The organism is Streptomyces sp. NPDC051211, from assembly GCF_040689505.1.
Lineage (GTDB): Bacteria > Actinomycetota > Actinomycetes > Streptomycetales > Streptomycetaceae > Streptomyces.
The window spans coordinates 1-24,481 of sequence record NZ_JBFBAV010000017.1 but is presented as its reverse complement, the minus strand read 5'-3'; the positions used below and the strand labels follow the sequence as shown (position 1 = coordinate 24,481).

Annotated in this window: 21 protein-coding genes and 1 tRNA gene; 14 read left to right on the top strand and 8 right to left on the bottom strand. The window is 69.6% G+C overall.

The features are described from left to right. Positions 1–232 precede the first annotated feature (232 nt). The 3 genes from AB0447_RS18605 (at position 233) to AB0447_RS18595 (ending at position 3,980) form a co-directional block, all read left to right on the top strand. Positions 233–2,311, top strand: a complete 2,079-nt coding sequence (locus tag AB0447_RS18605) for a PIG-L family deacetylase (RefSeq protein WP_366477769.1) — start codon at positions 233–235, stop codon at positions 2,309–2,311. A gap of 224 nt (positions 2,312–2,535) precedes the next feature. Continuing rightward, entirely contained in the window at positions 2,536–3,471 is a 936-nt protein-coding gene (locus AB0447_RS18600; protein ID WP_366477768.1) for a class I SAM-dependent methyltransferase, read from the top strand. Then, positions 3,468–3,980, top strand: a complete 513-nt coding sequence (locus AB0447_RS18595; RefSeq protein ID WP_366477767.1) for a hypothetical protein — start codon at positions 3,468–3,470, stop codon at positions 3,978–3,980. The genes AB0447_RS18600 and AB0447_RS18595 overlap by 4 nt, the downstream gene beginning before the upstream one ends. Before the next feature lie 133 nt (positions 3,981–4,113). On the opposite strand, the gene AB0447_RS18590 is transcribed toward AB0447_RS18595, so the two are convergent. After that, positions 4,114–6,642: a YfhO family protein gene (locus tag AB0447_RS18590; RefSeq protein WP_366477766.1), complete on the bottom strand. Its 2,529-nt coding sequence runs from the start codon at positions 6,640–6,642 to the stop codon at positions 4,114–4,116. Between the two features lie 544 nt (positions 6,643–7,186). Between AB0447_RS18590 and AB0447_RS18585 the strand changes: the two genes are divergently transcribed. Then, complete coding sequence (locus AB0447_RS18585) at positions 7,187–7,432, top strand: hypothetical protein (RefSeq protein WP_366477765.1); 246 nt, start codon at positions 7,187–7,189, stop codon at positions 7,430–7,432. Positions 7,433–7,506: 74 nt separating this feature from the next. Here the strand turns inward: AB0447_RS18585 and AB0447_RS18580 are convergent, their stop codons facing one another. From AB0447_RS18580 to AB0447_RS18565, 4 genes are all read right to left on the bottom strand, one after another. Further along, entirely contained in the window at positions 7,507–7,791 is a 285-nt protein-coding gene (locus AB0447_RS18580; RefSeq protein WP_366477764.1) for a hypothetical protein, read from the bottom strand. 429 nt (positions 7,792–8,220) lie between these two features. Beyond that, entirely contained in the window at positions 8,221–8,931 is a 711-nt protein-coding gene (locus AB0447_RS18575) for a hypothetical protein (RefSeq protein ID WP_366477763.1), read from the bottom strand. An 85-nt stretch (positions 8,932–9,016) separates the two neighbouring features. Then, positions 9,017–9,331 (bottom strand): hypothetical protein, encoded by a 315-nt coding sequence (locus AB0447_RS18570; protein ID WP_366477762.1) that lies wholly within the window; start codon positions 9,329–9,331, stop codon positions 9,017–9,019. A gap of 238 nt (positions 9,332–9,569) precedes the next feature. After that, positions 9,570–9,845 (bottom strand): alpha/beta hydrolase, encoded by a 276-nt coding sequence (locus tag AB0447_RS18565; protein WP_366477761.1) that lies wholly within the window; start codon positions 9,843–9,845, stop codon positions 9,570–9,572. Between the two features lie 198 nt (positions 9,846–10,043). Between AB0447_RS18565 and AB0447_RS18560 the strand changes: the two genes are divergently transcribed. The 5 genes from AB0447_RS18560 (at position 10,044) to AB0447_RS18540 (ending at position 15,056) form a co-directional block, all read left to right on the top strand. Then, positions 10,044–10,745, top strand: a complete 702-nt coding sequence (locus AB0447_RS18560) for a 2-phosphosulfolactate phosphatase (protein WP_366477760.1) — start codon at positions 10,044–10,046, stop codon at positions 10,743–10,745. Positions 10,746–10,883: 138 nt separating this feature from the next. Next, positions 10,884–11,111 carry a hypothetical protein gene (locus AB0447_RS18555; RefSeq protein ID WP_366477759.1) on the top strand — a complete coding sequence of 76 codons (228 nt, stop codon included), beginning with the start codon at positions 10,884–10,886 and terminating at the stop codon, positions 11,109–11,111. Positions 11,112–11,167: 56 nt separating this feature from the next. Beyond that, positions 11,168–11,241, top strand: a tRNA-Met gene (locus AB0447_RS18550). 439 nt (positions 11,242–11,680) lie between these two features. Then, positions 11,681–13,255 carry an FG-GAP-like repeat-containing protein gene (locus tag AB0447_RS18545; protein WP_366477758.1) on the top strand — a complete coding sequence of 525 codons (1,575 nt, stop codon included), beginning with the start codon at positions 11,681–11,683 and terminating at the stop codon, positions 13,253–13,255. A 70-nt stretch (positions 13,256–13,325) separates the two neighbouring features. Further along, positions 13,326–15,056, top strand: a complete 1,731-nt coding sequence (locus AB0447_RS18540) for an NlpC/P60 family protein (protein ID WP_366477757.1) — start codon at positions 13,326–13,328, stop codon at positions 15,054–15,056. 238 nt (positions 15,057–15,294) lie between these two features. On the opposite strand, the gene AB0447_RS18535 is transcribed toward AB0447_RS18540, so the two are convergent. Beyond that, entirely contained in the window at positions 15,295–15,984 is a 690-nt protein-coding gene (locus AB0447_RS18535) for a helix-turn-helix domain-containing protein (RefSeq protein ID WP_366477756.1), read from the bottom strand. An 87-nt stretch (positions 15,985–16,071) separates the two neighbouring features. On the opposite strand from AB0447_RS18535, the gene AB0447_RS18530 reads away from it, so the two are divergent. After that, on the top strand, positions 16,072–16,509 hold the full coding sequence (locus AB0447_RS18530; RefSeq protein WP_366477755.1) for a hypothetical protein: 438 nt from the start codon (positions 16,072–16,074) through the stop codon (positions 16,507–16,509). A 401-nt stretch (positions 16,510–16,910) separates the two neighbouring features. Further along, the gene (locus tag AB0447_RS18525) at positions 16,911–18,992 is read left to right on the top strand and encodes a SpoIIE family protein phosphatase (protein ID WP_366477754.1); all 2,082 of its coding nucleotides are present in this window, start codon (positions 16,911–16,913) and stop codon (positions 18,990–18,992) included. A gap of 58 nt (positions 18,993–19,050) precedes the next feature. Here AB0447_RS18525 and AB0447_RS18520 read toward each other — a convergent pair whose 3' ends face one another. Both AB0447_RS18520 and AB0447_RS18515 read right to left on the bottom strand, forming a co-directional pair. Further along, positions 19,051–19,413 carry a transglycosylase family protein gene (locus tag AB0447_RS18520; RefSeq protein WP_366477753.1) on the bottom strand — a complete coding sequence of 121 codons (363 nt, stop codon included), beginning with the start codon at positions 19,411–19,413 and terminating at the stop codon, positions 19,051–19,053. A gap of 243 nt (positions 19,414–19,656) precedes the next feature. Continuing rightward, positions 19,657–20,031 carry a hypothetical protein gene (locus tag AB0447_RS18515; RefSeq protein ID WP_366477752.1) on the bottom strand — a complete coding sequence of 125 codons (375 nt, stop codon included), beginning with the start codon at positions 20,029–20,031 and terminating at the stop codon, positions 19,657–19,659. Positions 20,032–20,353: 322 nt separating this feature from the next. Between AB0447_RS18515 and AB0447_RS18510 the strand changes: the two genes are divergently transcribed. The 3 genes from AB0447_RS18510 (at position 20,354) to AB0447_RS18500 (ending at position 24,007) form a co-directional block, all read left to right on the top strand. Further along, on the top strand, positions 20,354–20,839 hold the full coding sequence (locus AB0447_RS18510; RefSeq protein WP_366477751.1) for a TrkA C-terminal domain-containing protein: 486 nt from the start codon (positions 20,354–20,356) through the stop codon (positions 20,837–20,839). Positions 20,840–20,844: 5 nt separating this feature from the next. After that, positions 20,845–22,104 (top strand): cation:proton antiporter, encoded by a 1,260-nt coding sequence (locus tag AB0447_RS18505; RefSeq protein WP_366477750.1) that lies wholly within the window; start codon positions 20,845–20,847, stop codon positions 22,102–22,104. 358 nt (positions 22,105–22,462) lie between these two features. Next, positions 22,463–24,007 carry a fused MFS/spermidine synthase gene (locus AB0447_RS18500; RefSeq protein ID WP_366477749.1) on the top strand — a complete coding sequence of 515 codons (1,545 nt, stop codon included), beginning with the start codon at positions 22,463–22,465 and terminating at the stop codon, positions 24,005–24,007. Positions 24,008–24,481: the final 474 nt, after the last annotated feature.

Sequence of the window (24,481 nt, the reverse complement as noted above, 5' to 3'; positions counted from 1 at the left end):
CAAACTTGCAAATTCTTACCAAACCCGCCTATCCATCACGAAATGCTTATTGCTATCTTTCTACTGCATATGAGACTTGACGGCGCGTCAACCACATAAACAAGTGCATAATCATGCCCGGGTCGCCGCCGGAATCAGTGATTCCGCAACACGGTGAACCACATTCCCCGTAGATGCACTGACCTCACCTGCTCGGCGGAATCGCCGCTGGATCGACCCTCAAGGCGCGCAGATGTCCCTCCTCCGCAGCATCCGTCTCGCGGCCCTGCTCGCCGTGCTCTCCGCTGGTACCGGCTCGGTGATAGCCGTGGCCTACGGCCACGGGACGGGGCAGCCGTCCAGCGCGCGCGAGACGGTCGCCCGCGCGAGCGTGACCGAGGGCTCCGTGCTCCATGTCGTCGCACACCCGGACGACGACCTCTTCTTCATGAACCCGGACCTGAGCCGCTCCATACAGGCGGGTACCAAGGTGACGACCGCCTACCTCACCTCCGGCGAGTCCGACGGCCGGAACGAGGCTCACGGCCAGCACGTGGAGGATCCCGTGCAGCCCGCTGATCGCGCCGCGTACGCGGAGGCCCGGCAGAACGGCATCCGGGGCGCCTATGCGCAGATGGCCACCGGTGACCGCACGAGTCCTTGGGAGCGGAAGTCCGTACCCACGGCCGGCGGCGGGTTCGCGGAGGTGGACGTCCTCGTCGCCAAGCCGCAGATCAACCTGGTATGGCTGCAGCTGCGCGAGGCGCGCAGCATCGACGGCGAGAACCCGGACAGTCTGCGGGGCCTGTGGGACGGGAAGATAGCCGCCCTGGGGGCTCAACTGGCCTCGGAGACGCCGGTCAAGCAGTCGTTTTCGTACACCAAGGACCAGGTCGTACGCACCGTCGCGGACGTGCTCGAGCAGTACAAGCCGACCACGATACGGCTGCAGGACCCGACGCCCGGCGTGTGGGAAGAGAGTGGCCTATTCATCGACCACCAGGACCACATGTACGGTGCCCGCTTCATACAAGCAGCCGCCGAGCGCTACGCGAAGTCGACAGACCGGCCGCATTTCTCGGTCCAGAATTACAGCGGCTACCACAACACCTCCCTCCCCTCGACGCTCGACCCGCACACGGCCGAGGAGAAGCTCCGCTACCTCAAGACCTACGCCTGGCTCGACCACCAGGAGTGGTGCGGTAGCCCCGCAGGCTGCGGCGACCGCAAGACAGCCGCCCGGCCGGCCGGTTACGGCTGGAGCGAGAGCATCCGCTACAGCCGCGGTGATGGCACTTCGTGGATGGCCGAAGGCACCTCAGGCCGGCTGTGGGCCTTCGCGGTCCTGGACGGGCGGATGGCGTACTGGTCCCGCAGCGACCCCCGGGCGGATTGGGAGGGGCCCGAGCTCCTCCCCGGCACTGGCATGGACCAGGGCGCGACGGCGGTCCGGCTGCCCGACGGCAGGATCGCGGTCTTCGGCACGCGCACCACGTTGGGAGCCGAGCCGCAGGACTACAGTCGCGGCATCGTGTACACCACCCAGGCCTCGCCCAACGGCGCGTTCGGCCCGTGGCAGGCACTCGGCACCCCGGAGACGACGGACGCCGCGGGTACCTCGGCGATCAGCGGGCCTTCGGTCGCGGTGGACCGGACGGGCCGAATAACGGTGTACGTGCGCGATTCGAAACGCACGCTGCGCGCACGCGCGCAGTCAGCGCCGAACGGCTCGTTCGGCGCATGGCAGGCATTGGGCGGCGCCGATCTTCAGGGCGAGCCCGCGACTGCGACCGATGCGGCGGGCAGGCGCCACGTGTACGTGGCCACAGGCGAGACCGTGCTGGCCTGGATCCAGCAGACCCCGGACTCTCCGCTCGAAGGCCCCTTGCCCACCGAGCTGCCACCGACCACGGTCCCGTTGTCGGTGTCCCCTGACGGCGAAGGGGTCCGACTGTTCTTCCGCAGTCCCGGCTCGGGCGTCGTCCGTACGACCCTGGCCACTGCGGGCAGGCCGGGACCGGACCTTTCCCCGGTCATCGAAGCCGGCGGCAGGGCCGGCTACGGCTCAGTGAGTGTCGCGGGCCCCCTGCTCGCAGGTCGCGGGAGTGCGGGCACGATCAGCACGGCCGGTACGGGCGGTTCGCCGGTCTGGAATGAGTCCCGGATGCTTTACACGGGCGCTCCGGCTGGCTTGGTGGAGGCGGCCGGTCCGGCCTCGATGGCGGTCCTCGGCCTGGACGCCGATTTGCACATCACCACGAGGCCGTCGGTCACCTCGCAGCCTGACGCCCCCCGCCCACGTTCCATCTGGCACCGCGCGGTCCGCCACTGACACCGGTCGTGCCGGCGCCCCGTGTCTCCCCGGTACTGGTTTGTCCATGAGAACGGACGGCACTTGTGCAGCAGTTTGGGAGGCAGCCGGCGCCCTCGAGCGAATCGAAATGTGCACGGGTCTCGACAGCACCGGTGCCGAGAGAACGCGGGAGGTCGTGGACACTCCACGGCGGGGGGAGCCGGCCCGCCGGGCTTGGCAGGGGAGCCGTAGGGTGCTGCCTCGTGCACCAACTTGAGATTTCCGACCTGATCACGGCGGTGGAGCCACGCAGCGGCCACCGGCTCCCGGTCCGGCGCGCCGAGGTGATCCAGCAGCTCCTCGAGAGCGGAAACAAGCGCGCGGCCCGGATCGTTGCCGAGCTGCCCACGGACCAGGACGGCGTACTCGACCCGCACGCCGTGGACCGCCTGCTCATCAGCGTGCACACCGAGCTCCAGCGCCTGAGCGAGGAGCTACGGATCGGCGAACGCCTGGTCCACCTACTCGGCCCGCTCTTCACCGCGATTCGGTCGACTACCGGGCAGCCCGGGCCGTACCGCCTGGTCGACGTCGGTTGCGGCCTGGGCTACCTGGTCCGCTGGCTGGCGGCTACCAACGCCCTCGGCGCGGACGTCGAGCTGGTCGGGGTCGACCTCGACGCCACGCTGGTCTGCGAAGCGGACCGGCTCGCCCGGGCAGAGGGGCTCGAATGCCGCTTCGTCCATGGAAACGCCTTCGACCTGCCGGAAGCCGCGACCGTCTACGTCTCCACCGGCGTCCTGCACCATTTCCGTGGTCCCGCTCTGGCCGAGTTCTTCCAGGCCCAGGCCGCCTCGCCGGCGCATGCCTTCTGCCACTTCGACATCGCCGCAACCAGTCTCGCGCCCGTTGGCGCCTGGATCTTCCATCGTGCCCGGATGCGCAGCCCACTCGGCCGCCACGACGGCGTCGTCTCCGCACTGCGCGCGCACAGCGACGAGACACTGCTGCGCGCCGCTGCGGTACCCGGCATCCGTGCACTGCTGTACGAGCCGCGTGGCGCGGTCAACCCGTTCTGCACCACGTTGCGCCCGGTCATCGGGGTACGCCCGCAACTGGAGGCGCCGCTTCGCCGAGCTCTCGGGCGGGACGCACGCCGCATGGTCGGCCCGGAGCAGCTTGCCGGGACCACCCGATGACGACCGCCATACCGCTCGTACTCCTCGCTCTGGTCGACGCCGCGTTCAGCGGCTTCCGCGCCTATGCCGGCAGCGACGCCCGCATCCGTAAACAACGGGCCACCGCCCGAGCCGCCCTGCGCGGGCTGGCCGTCGGGGCCGTCCTGCTGCTCGCCCCCACACTGACCGCCGCCCTCCTGCTGCTGACCACACGCGACCAGGCACGGACCTACAACACTCTGGCTGCCGGCGGCCTCGGCTACCTGCTCCCGCTCACCGTCTACGCCGCCGCGGTACTGCTTTTGCTCGCCGCCTACCTCGCCCTGCCGTTTCGCGCCAGTACCCTCGCGGTCGTCATCGGCCTCGGCCCGCTGACGCTGCTGCGCCCGCTCGCCATTGCCGCCGCCTGCCTCGGCGCGGTCCTCAACGGCGGCGGTGGGTCCGCCCTGCTGGTCGGCACGATCGCAGGCGCCGCCGTACTGTGCGTCGAACCTGCGGTGCACCGGCGCTGGTACCACCACGTGCAGTAGAGGACCCGGGCGACGTCGTGCGTTGCCACCGAGCCTCACGGCGGTGGCTGAGCCGGTGCTGCCCCCTCTCGTGAGTATGGAACGCGACACAGTTCAGGTGTTCGTGAACAGAGCCACCGGTGCCAGCGGTCACTCACCTCAGCGCCCTTCGGCGGGTGCGTAGCGCGCTTCCGCCTGCCACGAGCAGCACGATGACGGCGGCAGCGGCGCTGACTGCCAGGCCGAGCCGCAGGCCCGGTGGGCGGAAGGTGCACCGGAGCGTGGTGGCGCCGTCGCCCAGGTTGACGGCGATCAGGCCACCGAGTGTGCGTGGTGTGGTGGCCCGGGCCCCGTCGACCGCGCACTGCCAGCCGGAGGTGGCGGGTACGGAGACGACTGCGGTTCCCCTTGTTCCGGAGGCGAAAGTGGCTTCGATGGAATGACCGCCGGCGCGGAGCTGCTGCGGTCCGGTGGACTGCAGGTGGCGGACGGCGTGGTCGAGTGAGGTCTGGTTCAGGCAGCCGAGCGGGCTTGGGGGAAGGTATTGCCTGCGCCCCGAGACGACCGTCACGGTGATCGTTCCGTTCGCCGGTACCGTCCCCAGAGCGGTCAGACCGTTGCCCGTCATGCTGTGGCGGCCGAAGCTCTTGACCGTTCGGCCTTGTGCCTCGACCCGGCCGAAGAACCAGGGTGCGTACCAGTACGCCACAGTGCCTGGTCTGCAGCGCGCGGTGAATGTCCGGCCGAAGCTGCCGTCCGGGCCCGCGGCCAGGGCCCAGCCGCGGCCGGGGACGGGTTTGGGGGGAGAACCGTTTGAGGGACGGAGCCGGGGTATCTCGTATACGCGTGCGCCGAGCACTCGTTCCTGGCGGGCGAAGACGGTGGCGTCGGTGCCGGCGCGGTCGAGGACCGTACCGGGAGGTCGGACAGTGACGATCGGTGGTGCCGGCACCGTTCGCTGCGTGAGGCCGAGGGGGCCCGTGCCCCGGTCGAGATAGCGGCTGACTCCCATGATCGCCCGACTGACCGGGTCGGTGAAGCTCAGCGTGTGCCGGCCTTGGATGAACCAGCCCGCACCGAGCCGGTGCAATGCTCCGGCGGTGCGGGCGGGCACGTAGCTGCTGTAGTAGGAACCTCCTTGTCCGGCAAGCAGCATGGGGTCGTTGTTGGCGTACTCATGGGGCCCGGGGTCCGTGCGGGTGACCGGCCAGCCATCGGCCGACTTGAGGAATTTGTACGTAGCCAGGGATTCGCTGTCGTATGTGCGCTTGGGCCTCCACCAGTCGTAGGCGTCTCGGAGGACCGTGGTGTTGAAGACGGTGTAGGCGGAGGTGAGAAAGACCGTTCCGGCCAGGGCCACAGTCAGCACTGCGCGCGATCCGCGACGCCCCCGGTACCGGTCCAGCGTCAGCAACAGTGCCAAGGGGACGAGGCCGGCGGCAGCCAGCAACCACGGCCCGCGGCTCATGTGGGGGCTGTCCCGGACGAACACGACCAGGAGGAGTACGACGCCCGCTCCGCACAGCAGTTCCCTGGGGCGGGGCTCACGGGCGAGCGCCAGCCAGGCAACGGATACCAGGACGGCGGTCAGCGCGATGGAAGCGCGGTAGGGGCTCCCGTTCGGCATCGCCCCGCCGTGCCAGAGCAAGATCGTGGGCAGCCAGATGAACGAACCTGCCATCACAGCGAGGAGGAAGAGCCAGCAGAAACGTTCCCTGAGTGGCACCCGGCGGATGAAGGGCAAAGTGGCGATGAGCAGCAGGGGCAGCATGCCCACGGAGACGCGCGGTCCCTCGGACAGCCCTCCGGGCAACAGCTGCGCCAGGTACTCGGCGACGGTGGGTGGTCCTTCGTAGCCCCTCACCGGCGCCGGCTGCGATGCCCGGCTCGCCTTGAGGCTGACCGTGAGCACGGGCGCGGCGAGAAGGACGCCGGACAAGGTCATGGAAGCAGCGCGCAGCAAGGTGTTCAGCCGCTCCCGGCCTGCCCGCACGTCAAGGAACAGCCGCACGAGCAGCACCACGGCCATGCCCAGGGTGGCCATGGCCGCGGTATAGAAATTCCCTGCCCAGGAGAGGGTGACGAGCAGGGTGCCGGCAACCCAGCGCCGCCGATGCAGGCACCAGTCGTAGGCGATCCCGAGGAGTGGTAGCGCCACCAGACCCCACATCCACATGGGGTCTGCGAAGCCGTCGGAGATTGTCCAGGCGCTCAGGCCGAAACAGACGGAGAGAAGGGCTCGCAGCCACGGGGAGCCTGGGTGCAGTCGGCCCAGGAAGACGGTCATCAGGCCTGAGGCAAGGCCGATGCTGAACAGGGTGACGAGGAACACCGGAAGTTCCACGAGGTGGCGCGGGAAGCCCCCGACGAGCCAGGAGAACGGGTTCATCAGGTAGGTGAAGAAGTCACCCAGGAACGGCGTGCCGTATCCACTCGACCAGTTGAAGTACAGATCGCCGGTCGTGTTGCCGTGCATCAGATCCCACAGGTGGGCGTGGAATGGTACGAACTGGTTGCCGAGATCGTTGACCGCGCGCGACCGCCCGCCGAAAGGATAGGTGCCGTGCACGGCCATCGCGAGACAGTAGGCACCCATGGAGAGGAAGGCTGCGAACCAGGCGGCCATGGCCTGAGCGGTGACGGGGCGGAATATGGAAAGCGCCTTTGGGGAGGGGGACGTCATCTCGTCGGCACCTCGCGGCTAAGGCCACCGCCGGGCGTAATCGCTGTACGGCAGCAAACTTGGCGTTCTGCTTGCGCCTTCAGTCGCCTTCCCACGTGGCGATTCAGAATTGCGATTCATCACGAGGGCAGCCGATCGAATTTCACCTAGGCAGCCGTCAGGAACTGAAGCGGCGCAGCGACCTTCCAATGTTGCATCGAAGTCATTCAAAGTGGCTTTGAGCTTCGGATGTCCCCATTCTGGTGACGGATCTTTCCTCCAGCCCGATACGGCCACGACCACGGCGACGACAGCGACGACAGCGAGAAATCCGGCTATTCGCATGGGGATGTCCTTTCGTGAGCACATCACGGAAGGGTCCGCCCCCGCGGACCTCTCAGGGCATGCGGAACGAGACTAAACCGGGCCGTTCACCACCGCCACGCAGGAGCCACTGTTCGTGTCACACCGTTACCACAAGAGGGAATGGCGACACCGTCCGACCGCACCAGCACTTTTAAATCCCAGCAGGAACCCTCGGGAGCCCCCTCTCAAAGGATCTTGGATGGAAGCTGTCGGTGGCCTGCAGCGCGGCGATGGTGCTGGTCAGTACCGCGAGCTCTGCGTCGATCAGTTCACCGGTCAGGCCATCGGCACCCAGATGGGGGTTGTCGGCCGGGAGCTCCTTCGGCGTCACGGGCAGCGAACCGCCCGCGCCTTCGTGTCCGATCCGGGTCGCCGGGGCGCCGCCCTGGGGGTTCGCCTGGCCCTGGTCCGCTCTGCGTGCTTCCTGTGCGTGGGCCCGCGGTGAGGTCATGGCTCACGATCGTCCGATCCCGTCCGGCAGGGGGACCGACCGCGCCTCGGGGCCCGGTCCGAACGCTCTCACGCGGAAGCCACGACCTCACCCGCCATGACCTGGGGAGGGTTTGGGAGCAGTGACGCAAGGTTCTCCCGCACGAACTCTGCCGCCCTCGACACCGATTCCTCGGCACCGGCCCGGTCCTGGAAGACGCTGGTCGAGACCATCACTCCGTCCCCGGCATCGACCCAGTAGTAGGCCACGAAGCCGGAGACCTCCCGCATGAGCGGCACGAACCTCTCCTTCACCAGGCGTCCTGCCTCACTCGGATCGCTCACCCCTTCGTACCGCCGGACTGCTGCGTACATCGTCGAGCTCCTCACTGAGGTTGCGCTTCATCACCTGATGAATCCTCGTACCCCTGGGACAGCGGCCTGGCTCGTGAGAGGTCCGGCAATCACCTGAAGGGGCGGCCCCAGGTGATCCGAAGGGCGGCTTCCGCCATCCTCGCCACCCACGCCGAACGCGTCGGCCGAGCTACGGGAGTGGAAGTACCCGCCTCACGGGCGCAACTGCCCACGGTGACGACCGTGCGACGAATGCGCGTCCCTCGCCCGTGCCCACCGGCACGCGGCCGCCACCGGGGCCGGCGGGGCCGCCCGCCCGGCTTTGCCCCCGAGGCCTACAAGTGCCCGGGCAGGGCAGATGCGGCCAGAAGGGCCCGCGGCGTGAGCACGAACCGGGCGGACACCCAACCGAAACCGACCTCCGCGCTCGCGTCACTGGTGATCAGGCGGTCATTGCAGTCGCGGTGGAGAGGAGTTCGGGGAAGGAGCCGGTGAAGTCCGGGAGTAGTCGGAGTGCCGTCGTCCAGGCCTGCGGGTCGGTGCCCAGCTGCTCGCGGACCAGTCTCCGGGCCTCGCGATACAGCGGATGCCAGGAAGGGCCCTCGCCCTCCTCTTCGGAGCGGCGGGAGTGTGTGTCGACGAGGAACGAGACGACCTCGGGGCCGGGCGGCATCGCCGCAGGACGTCGACGGCCGGCAGGCGGCCGTCGTTGAGTGCCGGGAGCAGCCATTCCATGCCGTCGGCGTTGCGGTGCAGGGGCTTGGCGCCCAGCGCTTCCAGGAGCAGCGGTCGTGGACAGTCGGCTTGCAGGGCGAGGGTGCAGAGCAGGTCCGCCGACAGCGGCTCGGCGGTGTGGGCCTGCAGGAGCTGTGGCCAGGGCAGGGTGGTTCCCTCGTCCGCGAGGTGGCGAACCCGTTCGGCGACCGAGTTGGCGGCTGTCCTGCGGAGCAGGGAGACGAGCCGTCCGGGGTCCTCCTCGGCGGTCAGCCGGGCCCGCAGCAGGGCGAGTCCGTCGGCGGCGGCCAGAGCCTGCCGCACGGTCTTGTGCGTGACCGCGGGCAGCGGGTGCTTGGCGCCGCTGGAGCGGCCGGGGAACTGCTGCTCCTCCATGAGGGCCTGGACCGCCTCCGGGCCGTGCCGCTCCCACAGCCGGATCAGCACCGCAGGCGGCCGGCTTCCGTATGGGTCTTGATCTTGCCGAGTACGACCCGCAGTACGCGGGGGTCGCCGGACAGCAGGCCGGCCGTCACCCAGTTCCGGTGGTGACGGAGGTCGATCCAGGAGATTTCGTCCAGGAGCTCGTCGGTGACCGGCACGTCGCCGCCCCGCCGCCCCGCCGCCCCCGGCCCGCGAGGATCCGGGCGCGCTCCTTCCAGGCGATGGCGCCGTAGACGTAGAGCTTCTCGTTGATCTCGGGGTCGTCGAGATCCAGGAGTTCCTCGACGGTCTCGGGGGGCAGGTCCCAGCGGGAGGCGTTGCCGAGCTGGGCGGACCGGCCGTGGACGGCGACGATGCGTTCGCGCAGCCGTGGCGAGGGAGCCGGAGTACCGAAGACGAGCACTCCTCACCCGCCAACCAAAACTCTCGGTCGAACTCGCCCGCCCTGATCCGCGCCGCGACCTCCTCGGCGGCCCCGTAGGCGTCCTCGCAGACCGCGGGGTCGTGCAGCCAGGGGGCAACCAGCGCGAGGGACTTCGCGCGGGTCCTCGGCCGCGGTCGCGGCCATGTACATCGCGGCGGCGCAGATGCCGAGAGCACCGATCCGGTCCGGTCCACACTGCTGTGGCCGGCCAGGAAGGTCACCGCGTGACGGATGTCCTCGATCTTCCGCTGCGGTGACTCGCAGTCCCGGGGCTCTCCTCCGACTCACCGACGCCGGTGAAGTCGAAGGAGAGCGCTGCGTAGCCGCGCCGGGCGAGCCGTTCGGCGTACCGGTCGGCCATCAGTTCCTTCACGCTGGTCCAGGTGCCGGCGACGACCACGCCGGCGGCCGGCGGTTCGGTGTCGGGCAGGTAGAGATGTCCGACGAGCTTCGCTCCGCCCGCCTCGAAGGTGACGTCCTGGCGATGAGTCATCGTGGGCTCATTTCGTCGGCAAACCGTTTGCTGTCACGCCAGTTGGCGATCATGCCGGGTCGACCGGGCTGGCAGGACAAGCGATTTATCACCAGGTGGACACCGGCGGCAGCCAGAGGTGTTGCGTTCCGGGACCGTCGATGTGATGCGCATCACTCTCCAGTTGCCTCGGGTTGGGCATGCACGATCGTGACCGGAATGGACTCTCGTTTCCTTGGTATCGCTGATCTGCTCGAAGCCCCGTCCGTGGCGGTCGTGGTCGACGTCATGCGCGCTTTCACCGTGGCTGCCTGGGCCTTTGCCCAGGGAGCGGAAAAGATCGTTCTTGCCGAGTCGCTGGACGAAGCCCTGGCGCTCAAGGCTCGCCACCCGGATTGGGTGGCGCTCAAGGACGGTCCGCCCGCGCCCGGCTTCGACACCGTCAACTCGCCGGGCCTGCTGCGCTCCATCGACCTTGGCGGCCGGACCGTTGTGCAGAAGACCACGGCAGGGACGGTCGGCGCCCTTGCGGTCAAGGAGGCGCCGCTGGTGCTGTGCGCCAGCTTCGTGGTGGCGGAGGCAACGGCTCGGCTCTTGCGGACGCGCAAGGGTGACCGTGTCACGTTCGTGGTCACCGGCGAGGACGGGCAGGCCGATGAAGATCTGGCGTGTGCTCAATACATCGCCCGGAGGGTCACCGAGGCTGGGCCGGATGCTGCCGAGTTCCTCCGCCGCGCTGCCGAGTCGCGCGCCGCCACCGAACTGGCGGAGGGGGTGCGTCAAGGAGTCCATCCTGATGACGTTGCGCTCTGTCTTGAGGTCGACCGGTTTCCCTTCGCCATGGTGGCGACCTTGGAAGGCTCGCTCATGGTCCTGCGTCCACGCGCGATGCCTTCCCTGACTGACGAGGCCCCTGCCTGAGTGAGGTTTCGTTCCTTGACCAGCGGAAACTCGCATGTCAGTCATCACGCTTAAGATCCCGGAACGGAAATCGAGCTGTCCGAGGCACTGGACGAACTGATCGGGCTGCAGGAAGAAAACGACGAAGCACAGGCCGAGTTGAAGCGCCTTCAGGAGGAATTCGGCATCTCGACTCTCCAGTGGACCGACGAACAGCACGTGGCCTGGCGGGACGCGTGGGAAGCCGGGCGTGTGCCCTTCGAGGAGATGGACATGGCCCTGACCTACCACGCGGAGACCCTCGGTCTGGAACGCAGCGAGCTGGAAGCCATGGTCCACAAGGCGACGGGCCACGTCCCGCTGCCGGACGGACAGCAGGACACCTGAGCAGGCCGTAGCTGGTCAAGGGTGGTCCTGCGATGCCGTAGGGTGGGGTTTACCGACGCGGGGTGGAGCAGCTCGGTAGCTCGCTGGGCTCATAACCCAGAGGTCGCAGGTTCAAATCCTGTCCCCGCTACTTCCCGGAAGGGCCCGGATCCTCAGCGATCCGGGCCCTTCTGCCGTACCCCGGTGTTTCAGGCGAGGCGGCGCGGCGAACCGCACAGGTCGACAGGCGGCTCGTCCAGGTCGACCGACGGGGCGGCCGGTGCCGTCCATGCGGGTGAAAGGGGGCGCCACGGCGGGTGATCGGTTCCTCTGCACACGCCGCACATGATGTTGTGATCATCCTCATCGATGCCGGGGCGGATCGACTCCCACCCCGGTCCGCGTTGACCGCCGCGCCAAACCGCCCTTCGCCCGTACGGGGAAACGTGATGCGACGCCAGACACGAACTGCCTGGGCTGCGGCCGTCCTTTCCGCGCTGGCAATCGGTGGTGTGCTGGCCTCGCCGCCGACCGCGGCGGCCGGCGGCCTGTCGCCCGATGCGGCTGACAGCACCGCTGCGCCTCGCAGGATGGGCGACACCACGACGCCGGACTCGGCACCGCCCCTGCGCTTCGTCAGCTACAACATCTGCGGCAACATGTGCCGCTCGCCTGCATACGACGAACAGCGGCGTACCGACACGGTCGCTGCCCAGGCCGACGTCGCGGACTGGAACGCCGACCAGATCTTCCTCCAGGAGGTTTGCCGGCCGCAGTACGACGCTGTGCTCGCCAAGCTGCGGGGGCGCGGCTACCACGGTTTGTTCGGCAGAACGGTACTGGGCCGACCGGGCATCTGCGGAAACGCCGACTACGGAAATGCCGTCTTCGCCAAGGGTGAGGTCCTGGACGCCCTGGACCTGGACCTGACGGTCGGCCAGGAGAAGGAGCCCATCCGGGTGCCCTGCCTGAAGACGACCGTCCAGCACCGCATCAGCTGGGCCTGCTCCGTCCACCTGTACTGGGACAACGGGACACTGGCCGTCCCCGAGGCGGACAAGCTCGCCGCACGGGCCCGGCTCTGGGAGGACGAGGGCATTCCGGTGGTCCTGGGCGGTGACTTCAACCACTCGCCCCGCAGCTCCACCCTGACCCGGTTCTACGACCGGAACATCGGTGACGGTGCGATCGGCCGCTTCGCCGAAGCCGACGAGACCGATCCGGACTTCTTCGACCCGGCGGCCTGCACCCCGGGAGTGACCCCCTCATGCCGTTCAGGGGAGCCCACGGTGCCGGTGCTGAACAAGAAGCTGGACTACGTCTTCTTCAGTTCCCGGTACTTCAAGACCCCGGCGGCCGACGTACGGCCCCTGGACGCCCGCGTCTCCGACCACCGGATACTGCGAGCCGCAGCAGCCTGGTCCGACTGCGGAGCGTTCGACCCGCGCCGGGCAGCCTACTTCCGGCGCGAGGCCTCCGGGGCGCTGTTCCGCAGGACCGGCAAGGGTGACTCGACCTTCTCGGGCGCCTGCAAGGCGGGTGCCGGCTGGCAACCCATGCGGCACGTGGTGCGACTGCCCGGTACCGACGCCCTCGTCGCCGTAGACACCGCCGGCGTGCTGTGGCGCTTCGCGCCCGACACCACCGGCAGCTACTCGCAGGCCACCCGCACTCGAATCACCACCGGCTGGAGGACATACGACACGGTGATCGCAGTCGGCTCCGCCACCGGCGACGGCCGGCACGACCTGATCACCCGCGACGTCGAGGGCGCCCTGTGGCTGCACAGCGGAAGGGCGGACACCACCTACGCCGCGCCGGTGCGCATCGGAGCCGGCTGGGAGACGTACACCATCCTCGTGTCACCGGGCGACCTCTCCGGCGACGGCCGGACGGACCTGCTCGCCCGTGACCGAGCGGGGCAGCTGTGGCTGTACCGGGGCGAGGGAGCCGGCTCCTTCGCCCCGCGCGTACGCATCGGCACCGGCTGGAACATCTACAACACGCTGCTTTCACCGGGAGACGTGAACGGAGACGGCGCCGCCGACATGCTCGCCCGCGACGGCGCCGGGGTGCTGTGGCTGTACCAGGCCAACGGGTCCGGCTCGTACCGGCCCCGTACCCGGGTCGGCGGCGGCCATCCCGCCGGCGAGCTGCTGTTCTGACAGGGGCCGCCCGTCCGCCCCGGCAGCAGGGCGGCCGCGCCGGCCGGATCGCCCTGTGGATGATGTACGGATGATGCACACGTCTCGGCGCGCTCTGCTGTCGGCGATCGCCGCCTCCGCCACCGTTCCGCTCTCCGCACTCGCCGCAGCACCCGTCGCCCGGGCCGCCGAGGGTGCCGCCGCGACCTCGCTCCCCACCGGGCTCGCCGGACCCGCGTCGTCCGTGACCGTGGCGCCCCTGGACGCCTCCTGGTTCACGCATGTCACGCTGGAGTCCAAGCTCACGGCCACCGTCCTGCCAGGGGCCCCGGCGCGTACCGAGATCACCTCCGCAGGCCGCCGGGTCGCTCTGCTGACCCACGGCGCCCGCACCGTCGTCGTGCCGGGCCCGCGGCGCACGTTCACGGAGAACAAGCAGCCGTTCACCGAGGACTTCGACCGCACCCTGCCCAACCCCGCCCTGGACCCGACGGAGCGTCCGTACTGGGGCAATTCGCCGGGCGGCGGCACTTGGGACACCGACGGCCCCGCCAACAGCGACTTCTCGGTGACACCCGGCCGCGGTCTCATCGCCCTCACCACCGACGGTGCGAGCCGCTACGCCACTCTGAAGGACGACGGCATCACCGACGTCGATGTCGAGGCGGTCGCGAGCTTCGACAAGGTGCCGACGGGAGACGCCTGTTCGTACGCCCTGGTCTTCGGATACGCCTCGCCGGACAGCCACCACCGGGCCCGGCTCTCCTTCCTCACCACGGGGGCCGTCGAGCTGCGGGTCGAGAAGGTGAGCGGCGGTACCGCCACCCCGCTCGCGACGCCCCTCACCCTCGCCACGGGCGTGCCCGCCGGAACGGCGTGGGGCATCCGGGTCCTTCGGGAAGGGTCCCGCATACGGGTCAAGGCGTGGCGCGCGTCAGCGGGACAGCCCGGCCCGTGGCACGTCGACGTCACCGACAGCACTGTCGCCAAGGGCCGGGTCGGCCTGCGCGCACTCGCCAACCAGGGCTGCACGAACCTGCCCGTCACGCTGCGTACGACCGCCTTCCGGGTCGTCGACGCCGTATGGGCGGCCCCGCCGAGCGTCACCCACGGCGACTGGGTGCGGGTGCTGCCGGAGCCGTTCGACGGCACGTGGACCCCGGCCCTGGAGCAGACCGTACGCGGCTGGATCGGCTCCCTCGCGCCGGACGTTCTCGCGTACGCGGCCATGTTCCTGCCGGGCGCGCCCACGGTGATCAGCGGTGCCGGGCCGGCCGCCGGCAAGAAGGTCCTCGGCAAGGCGACGTACAGCCCCGCCGACCTCCACGGCGAGCGCACGGTCGGCGCCGACTTCCACGAGTTCATGGGTGTCGAATGGACCTTCCCGAACGGCAAGGTCAAGGCAGCGGACGCGGCCTTCGTGGGCTCGCTCGACTGCTCCGGCTACACCCGCATGGTGTACGGGTACCACATGGGCGTTCCGGTGGCCGACATGTACGACGCCTCGCCGGCCCGGCTGCCGCGTACGTCCGAGCAGATGGCCGACCGCTCCCCCGGCGTCCGCCTCGCACGCACCACCGGCTCCACCGGGGGTGTCATCGCCCTGCTTCAGCCCGGTGATCTGCTGTTCTGGGATGCCGACGAGGACGGGCAGGTGGACCACGTGGGCATCTACCTGGGCGCCGACGCGCTGGGCAAGGCCCGCTTCGTCTCCAGTCGCAAGACCGTCAACGGCCCCACGATGGCCGATGTCGCCGGAGCCTCGCTCCTCAACGGGGGCGGCACCTACGACACGACACTGCACACCGTGCACCGCCTCTGACCGCCGATCGCCCCTCCACGCCATCAGCGTGCGACCGGTCCCGGGCCGCGCCGGACCGGCCGTCGGTCGTCGTCGCGGCGGCCGACATCACCTTCCGCGCCGCTTCCGGCGCGTACCTGAAGACGCTGCTGCCGGCCGAGGACTTGCTCGTCGCCAACGCCCGGTTCGAGTCCACGCTGATCGCGCCGGACGACGCGCGCGGCTGCACACCCAATGACCTGATCGAGTCCGAGATCGATCAGGCGGCCGGCTGCAGCCGGACGCAGCATCGTCCGGGGCTGGGTGCCAGGCATGCTTCGAGCCCTGCGGCGTCCAGGCCGCTGAGGACACCGCGAAGCAGGTGGAGGTTCATGCCGCACACCGTCTCGGTGTGGTCTTGCGCCAGTGCGTGGAAAGGGCAGTTGGCCAGGACGATGGCGTCGTCCTCGTGGCGTGGTTCGAAGCCGTACTGCTCCAGAAGGTCGAAGACGTCGGTCTTGTTCTGCTCGCCCAATTGCGTACCGAGTTCCTCGGCTTTGCGGTGCAGCACCTTCCGTACCGGCTCGCCGGTCGCGTCGGATTCCTCCACGGCTTGGGCGAGCAGCCGTCCGGCCAGTTCGTAGCGGCGGTCCGGCAGGTTGACGGCAACCTGTTTCGCCGAGCGGCGGTAGAGCTTGGCCGGCCTTCCCGCGCCCGGTCCGGAGCGTCCGCTGCGGCGCTCGTAGACGACGTCCAGCAGCGATTCGTCGGCCAGCCGGTCCAGGTGGAACGCGACGGTCTTCCGGGCAAGCCCGAGGGCCGCGGCCGCCTCGTCACGGCTGACGGGGCTCGCCTGGCGCACCACGTGGTCGTACAGCCTCCTGCGGGTCGGCTCGTCCAGAGCGGCGATGGACGAGATGGCGGAGACGCCGGAGACGTCGGGGCCGCGTACTTCCTTCGGAGTGTCCACGACACCAGTGTAAAACCCACGGCTATTGACTATAGAACGGATCGGAGCTTCTATTACTAATGAAGCTTGCCGATAGAAGGAGGGATCATGTCCTCCGGAACCACAAGCACCACCCCCGCCGCCCCGCGGCGGGCGGTGCTCACCGACCCCGGCTACCAGGCGTTCGTGCTCCTGCGTACCGGCTTCACGGTGGCGCCGATCCTGTTCGGGCTGGACAAGTTCGCGAACCTGCTCGTGGACTGGCCCACCTACCTCGCACCGTGGATCGACGACCTCGTTCCCGGAAGCGCCCAGGCGACCATGTACGCGGTGGGTGTGATCGAGATCGTGGCCGGCCTTGCCGTGGCGCTGGCTCCGCGCTTCGGGGGCTGGCTGGTGGCCGGCTGGCTGGCCGGCATCATCGTCAACCTGCTGACCATCCCGGGCCACTACGACGTCGCCCTGCGTGACTTCGGGCTGCTCATCGGCGCCGTCGCGCTCGCACGGCTCGCCCAGCACTACCACACCGATCAGCAGCGGCCGTGAACAGGCGCGGAGCGCACTGAATCCCTCCGGCGGGTGGAGCCGCATGGCACCACCCGCCGGTCCCAGGCTCTTCCCGGATCGACTGGAACCGTGATCATTCGCGTGCAGAGCGATTGGACGACTGAGCGACTGAGCGACTGAGCGACTGAGCGACTGACCGTGCCCGATGAGATGGTGAAGCCATGGGAGCTTCTCCCAGAACCGTCGGCACGCATCGGCGACCCGTCAGGGTACCGGGCCGACGCCCGGGCGGCGGATCGTCGAGGGAGCGATCGAGCGTCCGGCCGTGCGCGGGCGGCGCTCCCGGATCGTGCAGCATCGGGTTCGAGGAGCAGCATGGAAGAGAGCCCTCGACCGGCGCGCGCTCCGAGCGGGCTCCGCTGAGGAGGAAGCCTTTCAGGATGGGTGCCCACGAGCCGCTTCGCGAGGGGGACCGGGACCGCCGGTCGGCGCCGTCGCCGCCGGGAGGCCTGCTCGATCTGCTCAGCGTGGCCGCGGTCGTGCTGGACACCCGCGGGCGGATCGTGTTCTGGAGCCCGCAGGCGGACGAGGTGTTCGGCTACACGGCCGAGGAGGCTCTGGGCCGGTACGCGGCCCACCTGCTGGTCCGCGAGGAGCACCAGGAGCTGGTGGTCAAGCTGTTCGCCGAGGTGATGAGTACCGGGGCGAGCTGGGCCGGCGCGTTCCCCATCCGGCACAAGGACGGCAGCACGCGCCTGGTGGAGTTCCGCAACATGCGGCTGCTGGACGACCTCGGCGACGTCTACGCCCTGGGCATCGCCGCCGACCAGAGCACGCTGGCGCGGGTGGAGACGGACCTGGCCCTGTCCCAGCGCCTGGTCTCACAGGCTCCGATCGGTATCGCCCTGCTGGACACCAGCCTGCGCTACCTGCTGGTCAACCCCGCCCTGGAACGCATCAACGGCATCCCGGCCGCCGACCACATCGGCAAGCACCCCCACGACATCCTGCCGTTCCTCGACGTCGACACCATCGAGTCCGCACTGCGCCAGGTGCTGCTCACCGGTACCCCGCTGCTCGACCAGTACACCGTCGGCCGCACCCTCGCGGATCTGGACCACGACCACGCCTGGTCGGTGTCGTACTACCGGATCGACGGCCCCAGCGGCCGGGTGATCGGGGTCGCGAACTCCGTGGTCGACGTCAGCGAACGCCATCGGGCCACCACCGAAGCGGACCGGGCCCGGCGTCGCCTCGCGGTGATCGCCGACGCCTCCGCCCGCGTCGGCAGCACCCTGGAGGTCGAGCAGACCGCGCAGGAGCTGGTCGACGTCGCCGTGCCCGACCTGGCAGACGTCGCCGCGGTCGACGTCCTCGACGACGTCCTCGCCTTCCGCCGCACCGCCCCCTCCCACGAGCCGGGCCCGGAGACGTTCCGGGCACTCGCCGTCGCCGCCGCCTACCCCAGTCGCGCCGCCACCGCCTCCCTGGGCGTCGGCGACCTCGCGGCGTACGGAGCGGACCGGCTGATCACCCGCTGCGTCCACACCGGCCAGCCCATCGTCATCGCTCACGCCGACGGCAACGATCTGCAGCACATCGCCCGCGATGCCGACGCCGCAGCCGCCTTCGCCCAGGCCGGCGTGCACTCCTACATCGCCGTGCCGCTGATCGCCCGCAACGAGGTCCTCGGCGCCCTCGACCTGCTGCGCGCCCGCAGCCCGCTCCCGTTCGATGAAGACGACGTACTCCTCGCCGGCGAACTGGCCTCCCGGGCTGCCGTGGCCATCGACAACGCCCGATGGCACCAAAGCGTCCGCAACACCGCCGAGACCCTCCAGCGCAGCCTTCTGCCCGGCCACCCGCCCCCGCTCCCGGGCCTCCACGTCGCCTCCCTCTACCAGCCCGCCCAGGCAACCCACGAGGTCGGAGGCGACTGGTACGACGTCATACCCCTCGCCGACGACAAGACCGCACTGGTGGTCGGCGACGTCATGGGAAACGGCATCGACGCCGCCGCCACCATGGGCCGCCTGCGCACCGCCACCTGCACCCTCGCCGACCTCGACCTCGACCCCGACCAGGTACTCCAGCATCTCGACAAGATCACGCAGGGGCTCGAGCACTACATCGCCACCTGCATCTACGCCGTCTACGACCCCCGCGCCCACCAGTGCCGCACAGCCAACGCCGGACACCTTCCGCCCGTCCTCGCCCCGGCCGGCCGCCACCCCCAACTGCTCGACCTGCCCACCGGCGCGCCGCTCGGCGTCGGGGGCGTCCCCTTCCACACCACCACCTTCGACCTCAAACCAGGCGACCGGCTCGTCCTCTACACCGACGGACTCGTCGAAACCCGCCACCACCCCATCGACGAACGCCTCGACACCCTGCTGCACGCCCTCGCCGAACCGCGCCGGCCCCTGGACGAGACCTGCCAGTGGCTCCTGCACTCCCTGCGACACCCCGACGACCACGACGACGTCGCCATCCTCATCGCGCAGGCCACATCCCCACCTTGAGGTGGACCGTGTCCGCGGGGGGTCAGCCACCAGGCCGCCCCCCTGTCGGAGTGTCCCCTCAGCGGCGGCGTGCGCAGGTCCAGGCCCCCATGCCCTGCATCTTGGCGAGCCGCCTCGCCGTTGCGATCTGCTCCGCCTTCGTGGCGAGGTCGGCGCGCGGTGCGTACTTGCGGCCTCCTGCCGCGTTCCAGCTCGACTGGGTGAACTGCAACCCCCCGTAATGGCCATTGCCGGTGTTCGTCCGCCAGTTCCCGCCGGATTCACACCGCGCGATGGCGTCCCAGTCAGTGTTGGGTTTGGAGTGGACCGCAGCGGCGTGAGCCCCGGATACGTCCAGCAGAGGTACCGTCAACAAGACTGCAGCGGCCAGCAGTTGACCGATCATGCTCCGGCTTCGCCGGTCCTTCCAGTGGCGCGACATCAGTCCTCCTTCGCTGTTGGGGCGGACCTGCCGCGAACAGCGGGCGGGCCCGCATACGGCCGTCCACGGGCCGTGGCCACAGCACAGCACGGACCGACGTGCTTCCCGCGGCACTTGCCGTCGATAAAGGGGCGACGCCACCCGAACGGACGCTCTACGGCCCTCGTGAGGCCGCCATCGAGTGGAGTGGCGCAAGGCGCGAATCGCCTCGTAGGGAGGCCGTCCTGCCGGCATCCGGGGTGATCAGGTACCTGTGGGGTCGTGGAGGGTCAGGCGGCGGTAGGCGGCCCGGGCGCTGATGATGCGGGCGATTGCGGTTCCGGTGCTCGCCGCTGCCAGGAGGCATCCGAGGCGGCCCAGGTCGTAGCCGGCGGACCAGGTCAGTTCGCCCATGGGCGGCGTGGCGAAGCCGTTGAGGGCGAGCCAGCAGACCAGGGCCGTACCCGGTGCGGCGATGAGCCGGACTCCGGTGCTCAGTACGGCACACAGCACGGACAGCAGAAGAAGGTCGATCGTGGGGTCGCCGTGGCCGTTGAGGTAGTTGAGGACGGTGACCACGACGACGGCCGCGACACCTGCGGCTGCCCACACCGAGGGGGCTGCGACGGGGTGGGGCACAGGGCGGACACCGGAACTCAGACGCCTCCACTGCACCACGCGATTCTCCCCTCAACGCGGCCCCCGCCATCGGAGACCTCCGTCATGATGCCCGAGTTGGGGAGGTACGGGCACGGGGCCGGAAATCAACCGACGGCGGACGGCATGATCCACCGTCAAATCGTCTCGCCGCATCGTCTCCCCCAAACAGGAGCCGCGGCATCTTCCATCAAGCGCGCCCTTTTCACCGATTCGGGCGATTGGCGCAGAGATAGGGTGACGAATGAGGTGCCCTGTCCACCTCCATCTTCCGTCGACATCAACCGAAACCTGGGGGTTTGCCGTGCCTGTTCCCCGCGTGAGCCGTACTCCGCTGCCGGGCATAGGGGTCCGTTACGACCTCACCACCCGTGAGCACCGCCGTCTGTCGGTGATCGCCCACCGCGACGGCGCCCGGACGCTGAACGCCTACCGGCGGGACGACCCGGACGAGTGCGCGCTGTCGGTGAAGCTGACCGGCGGCGAGACGGAGGCACTCATCGACGCGCTGATGCCCTCGCACCACAGCCCCAGCCATCTGTCCACGACCGACCTCGGTTTGGTGGCGGAACGGATCGAACTGGGGTCGCTGTCGCACTGGAACGGACGGCTGCTGGGCGAGACGCGGATGCGGACCGAGACCGGCGCGTCCATCGTCGCCATCCTGCGCCGCTCCAGCGCGATACCCTCTCCGGCGCCCGACTTCCGCCTGGCGGGCGGGGACACCCTGATCGTGATCGGCACCCGCGAGGGCGTCGAGGCCGCCGCCGCGATCCTCGGCCGGGAGTGAGCCGGATGCACTCCTCCGCTGTCTTCCTGATCGAGTTCGGCGCCATCATCCTCGGCCTGGGCCTCCTGGGCCGCTTCGCCGGCCGCTTCCAGTTCTCCCCCATACCCCTGTACCTGCTGGCCGGCCTCGCCTTCGGCAAGGGCGGACTGCTGCCGCTCGGCACGAGCGAGGAGTTCGTCGCGATCGGCGCCGAGATCGGCGTCATCCTGCTCCTGCTCATGCTCGGCCTGGAGTACACCGCCAGCGACTTGGTCTCCAACCTCAAGACCCAGTACCGCGCAGGTATCGTCGACGCCGCTCTCAACGCCCTGCCCGGCGCGGCCATGGCCCTGCTGCTGGGATGGGGGCCGGTCGCCGCCGTCGTCCTGGCCGGCGTCACCTGGATCTCCTCCTCCGGCGTCATCGCCAAGGTCATGGGGGACCTCGGACGACTCGGCAACCGCGAGACCCCGGTCATCCTCAGCATCCTGGTCCTCGAGGACCTCGCGATGGCCGTCTACCTGCCGATCATCACCGCCCTGCTCGCAGGCGTGAGCCTGGCCGCCGGCAGCCTCACCCTCGCCATCGCCCTCGGCGTCGCCGGACTCGTCCTCTTCCTCGCCGTCCGCTACGGACGCGTCATCTCCCGCTTCGTCTCCAGCGACGACCCCGAGAAGCTGCTCCTGGTCGTCCTGGGCCTGACCTTGCTGGTGGCCGGCATCGCGCAGCAGCTCCAAGTCTCCGCCGCCGTCGGCGCGTTCCTCGTCGGCATCGCCCTCTCGGGGGAGGTCGCGGAGGGCGCCCACAGTCTGCTGAGCCCGCTGCGGGACCTGTTCGCCGCAGTGTTCTTCGTCTTCTTCGGCCTGCACACCGACCCCGCCAGCATCCCCCCGGTACTCCTCCCGGCACTCGCCCTGGCCGTGGTCACGGCGGGCACGAAGATCGCCACCGGGTACTGGGCCGCGCGCAGGGCCGGTATCTCCGTCAAGGGCCGGTGGCGCGCGGGCGGCACCCTGGTGGCGCGCGGCGAATTCTCCATCGTCATCGCCGGCCTCGCCGTCACCGCCGGCATCGAACCCTCCCTCGGCCCCCTCGCCACCGCCTACGTCCTGGTGCTGGTCATCCTGGGCCCGCTGACCGCCCGCTACACCGAACCCGTCGCCGGCTACCTCACCGGACGCCGCCGCAAGCGGCAGATGCCCGAGGTGCTGCAGCCGGGCCTGATTCCGGCCCAGCCGCAGGCGATGGACGCGATGGACGACTCCGGCACCGTCGGCCGCCCGTGAGCGACGAGGCCCGGGCGGCGAGCACGGACCGGGAGACTGTCCTGCTGCTCGCCGCCCTGGCCGCGTTGGCCGACTACCTCTGCGGCATCGTCGGCTTCGCCAGAAACCTGCCACGCCTTCCGCATCGCGACGCGGACCGGGAATGGGTGCGGAACACCGCACGGCTCGTACTCCAGGCAGCCAAGCTGCTTGCCGAGCACGTACCGCCCTCGACGAGCACGAACACCTCTATCCTCGGACCCCACTTGCCGACCGGGGCCGACAGCGCGCCTACCGTCCCGTCCCGCTCCAGGATCCGCCGTTTCGTGGGCAAAGGAATGAGAGTTTTCGCAATGCTGTCGATGAGGCCCGTGCAAGGATGTCGCCCGTGACCGGATCGTCCTCCTCATCTGTCGCCGAGGGCACGCCTCGCAACTACGGCCTGGGTCCCCGTGCCGCTGCCGTGCTCGTGTTCGGGTCGTCGGCCGCGGTCCTGGTGGTGGAGATCGTCGCTTTGCGGCTGCTGGCTCCCTACCTCGGCCTCACCCTCGAGACCAGCACCATGGTGATCGGCATCGCCCTCACCGCGATCGCCTTCGGCTCCTGGCTGGGTGGGTGCATCGCCGACCAGGTCAATCCACGCCGGCTCATCGGCCCCTCGCTCGGGCTGTCGGGAGCGGTCGTGGCGCTCACCCCTGCCGTGCTGCGCACCACTGCGGAGTGGGCACCAGCACTGCTCTTGCTGATCGCGTCGCTGACCATCCTCGTGCCGGGCGCGCTGCTCTCTGCGGTGACGCCGATCGTCACCAAGTTGCGTCTCACCAGCCTCGCCGAGACCGGGACGGTTGTCGGCCGGCTGTCCGGCGTCGGCACCGTCGGCGCCATCGTCGGCACGGTCCTCACCGGCTTCGTCCTCGTCTCGCGGTTGCCGGTCAGCGGCATCCTGATCGGCCTCGGAACCCTGCTGGTGGTCGGTTCGGCGCTGGTTGAGTGGCGAACGCGCGGGTGGAGCAGCACGCCCGCTCTGACGCTCGTGGTCGTTGCCGGCGGCCTCGCCACCACGGTCGCGCCGGGTAGCTGTGACACGGAGACCAGGTACCACTGCGCACGGGTCGTCGCAGACCCCGATCGGGGCAGCGGCCGCACACTCGTTCTCGACGGCGTGCGGCACTCCTACGTCGACATCGAGGACCCGACCTTCCTGAAGTTCAAGTACGTGCGCGCCATCGCGTCGGTGGTCGATTCCGCCTTTCCCGAAGGTGAGCCACTTGCAGCCCACCACGTGGGCGGCGGCGGGCTCACCTTTCCCCGTTACCTGGCGGCCACGCGGCCCGGGGCGCGCAGCGTGGTGTCCGAGATCGACAGCGGGGTCGTGCGCATCGACCGCGACCAACTGGGTCTGAGATCAGGGGGCGGTATCGACGTACGCGTGGAGGACGGCAGGCTCGGCCTGCGGCGACTGGACACCGGCAGTCGTGACCTCGTCGTCGGCGACGCCTTCGGGGGCGTCAGCGTGCCGTGGCACCTCGCCACGAAGGAAGCGATGGCTGACGTACGGCGGGTGCTCAACGAAGACGGCCTGTACGTCGCCAACCTCATCGATCACGGCGGTCTGGCCTTCGCACGTGCCGAAGTGGCCACCCTCAGTGCGACCTTCGAGCACGTCGCCCTCGTCGGCGAACCCGCCGACATCGGCCTCGATCCGACCGCCACCCCCGAGGGAGGCAATCTGGTGGTGCTCGCCTCCGACCGACCAGTCGATCTGCGTGCGACCCAGGAAGCGCTGGATGCCCGGCAAACCGGCTGGAAGATCGCCACCGGCGTCGACCTCACCGCCTGGATCGGCGATGCTCAACTGCTCACCGACGACTACGCACCCGTCGACCAGCTCCTCCAGCCCTACAGCCCACGGAGCAGCCAGTGACAGGACACACGTCCAAGCCGTGCCGATGCACCTGAAAACAAGCCGCCTCCCCCACGCACACCCCTATGGGCCCGGTACGCGCCCAGGGGAGGAGCTAGTTACGCAGGCGCGCCGCTCACGGTAGAGGACGTTCAGCAGCTCCACCCCAGGTCGAACACGACGCAATGGGCCGTCCACCGGGCGGCGGGGCCGGGGGCGCTGCGGCCGCGGGCGGCGGCCGGACGCTGCAACGCCTCGAACGACAACGCGCCTGCGGGGCGACCTTCTCTGCGCCAACTGAAGGAGCCAGTGGCGCCGATTTCTACGGGGTGGGTGTGTCCGTCGGGCGCTGAACCTCCAGGACAACTGCCGTCCCGGCCACAGAGCGGTCCTCGTGCAAGTCGGTGGAGCGGTGGCGCCGTGCCTGGCGCGAGGGCGGCATGGAGGCCTTGCGCTCCGCGGGTCCGGCGAACTCCCCGACCGTCACCGAGGCCC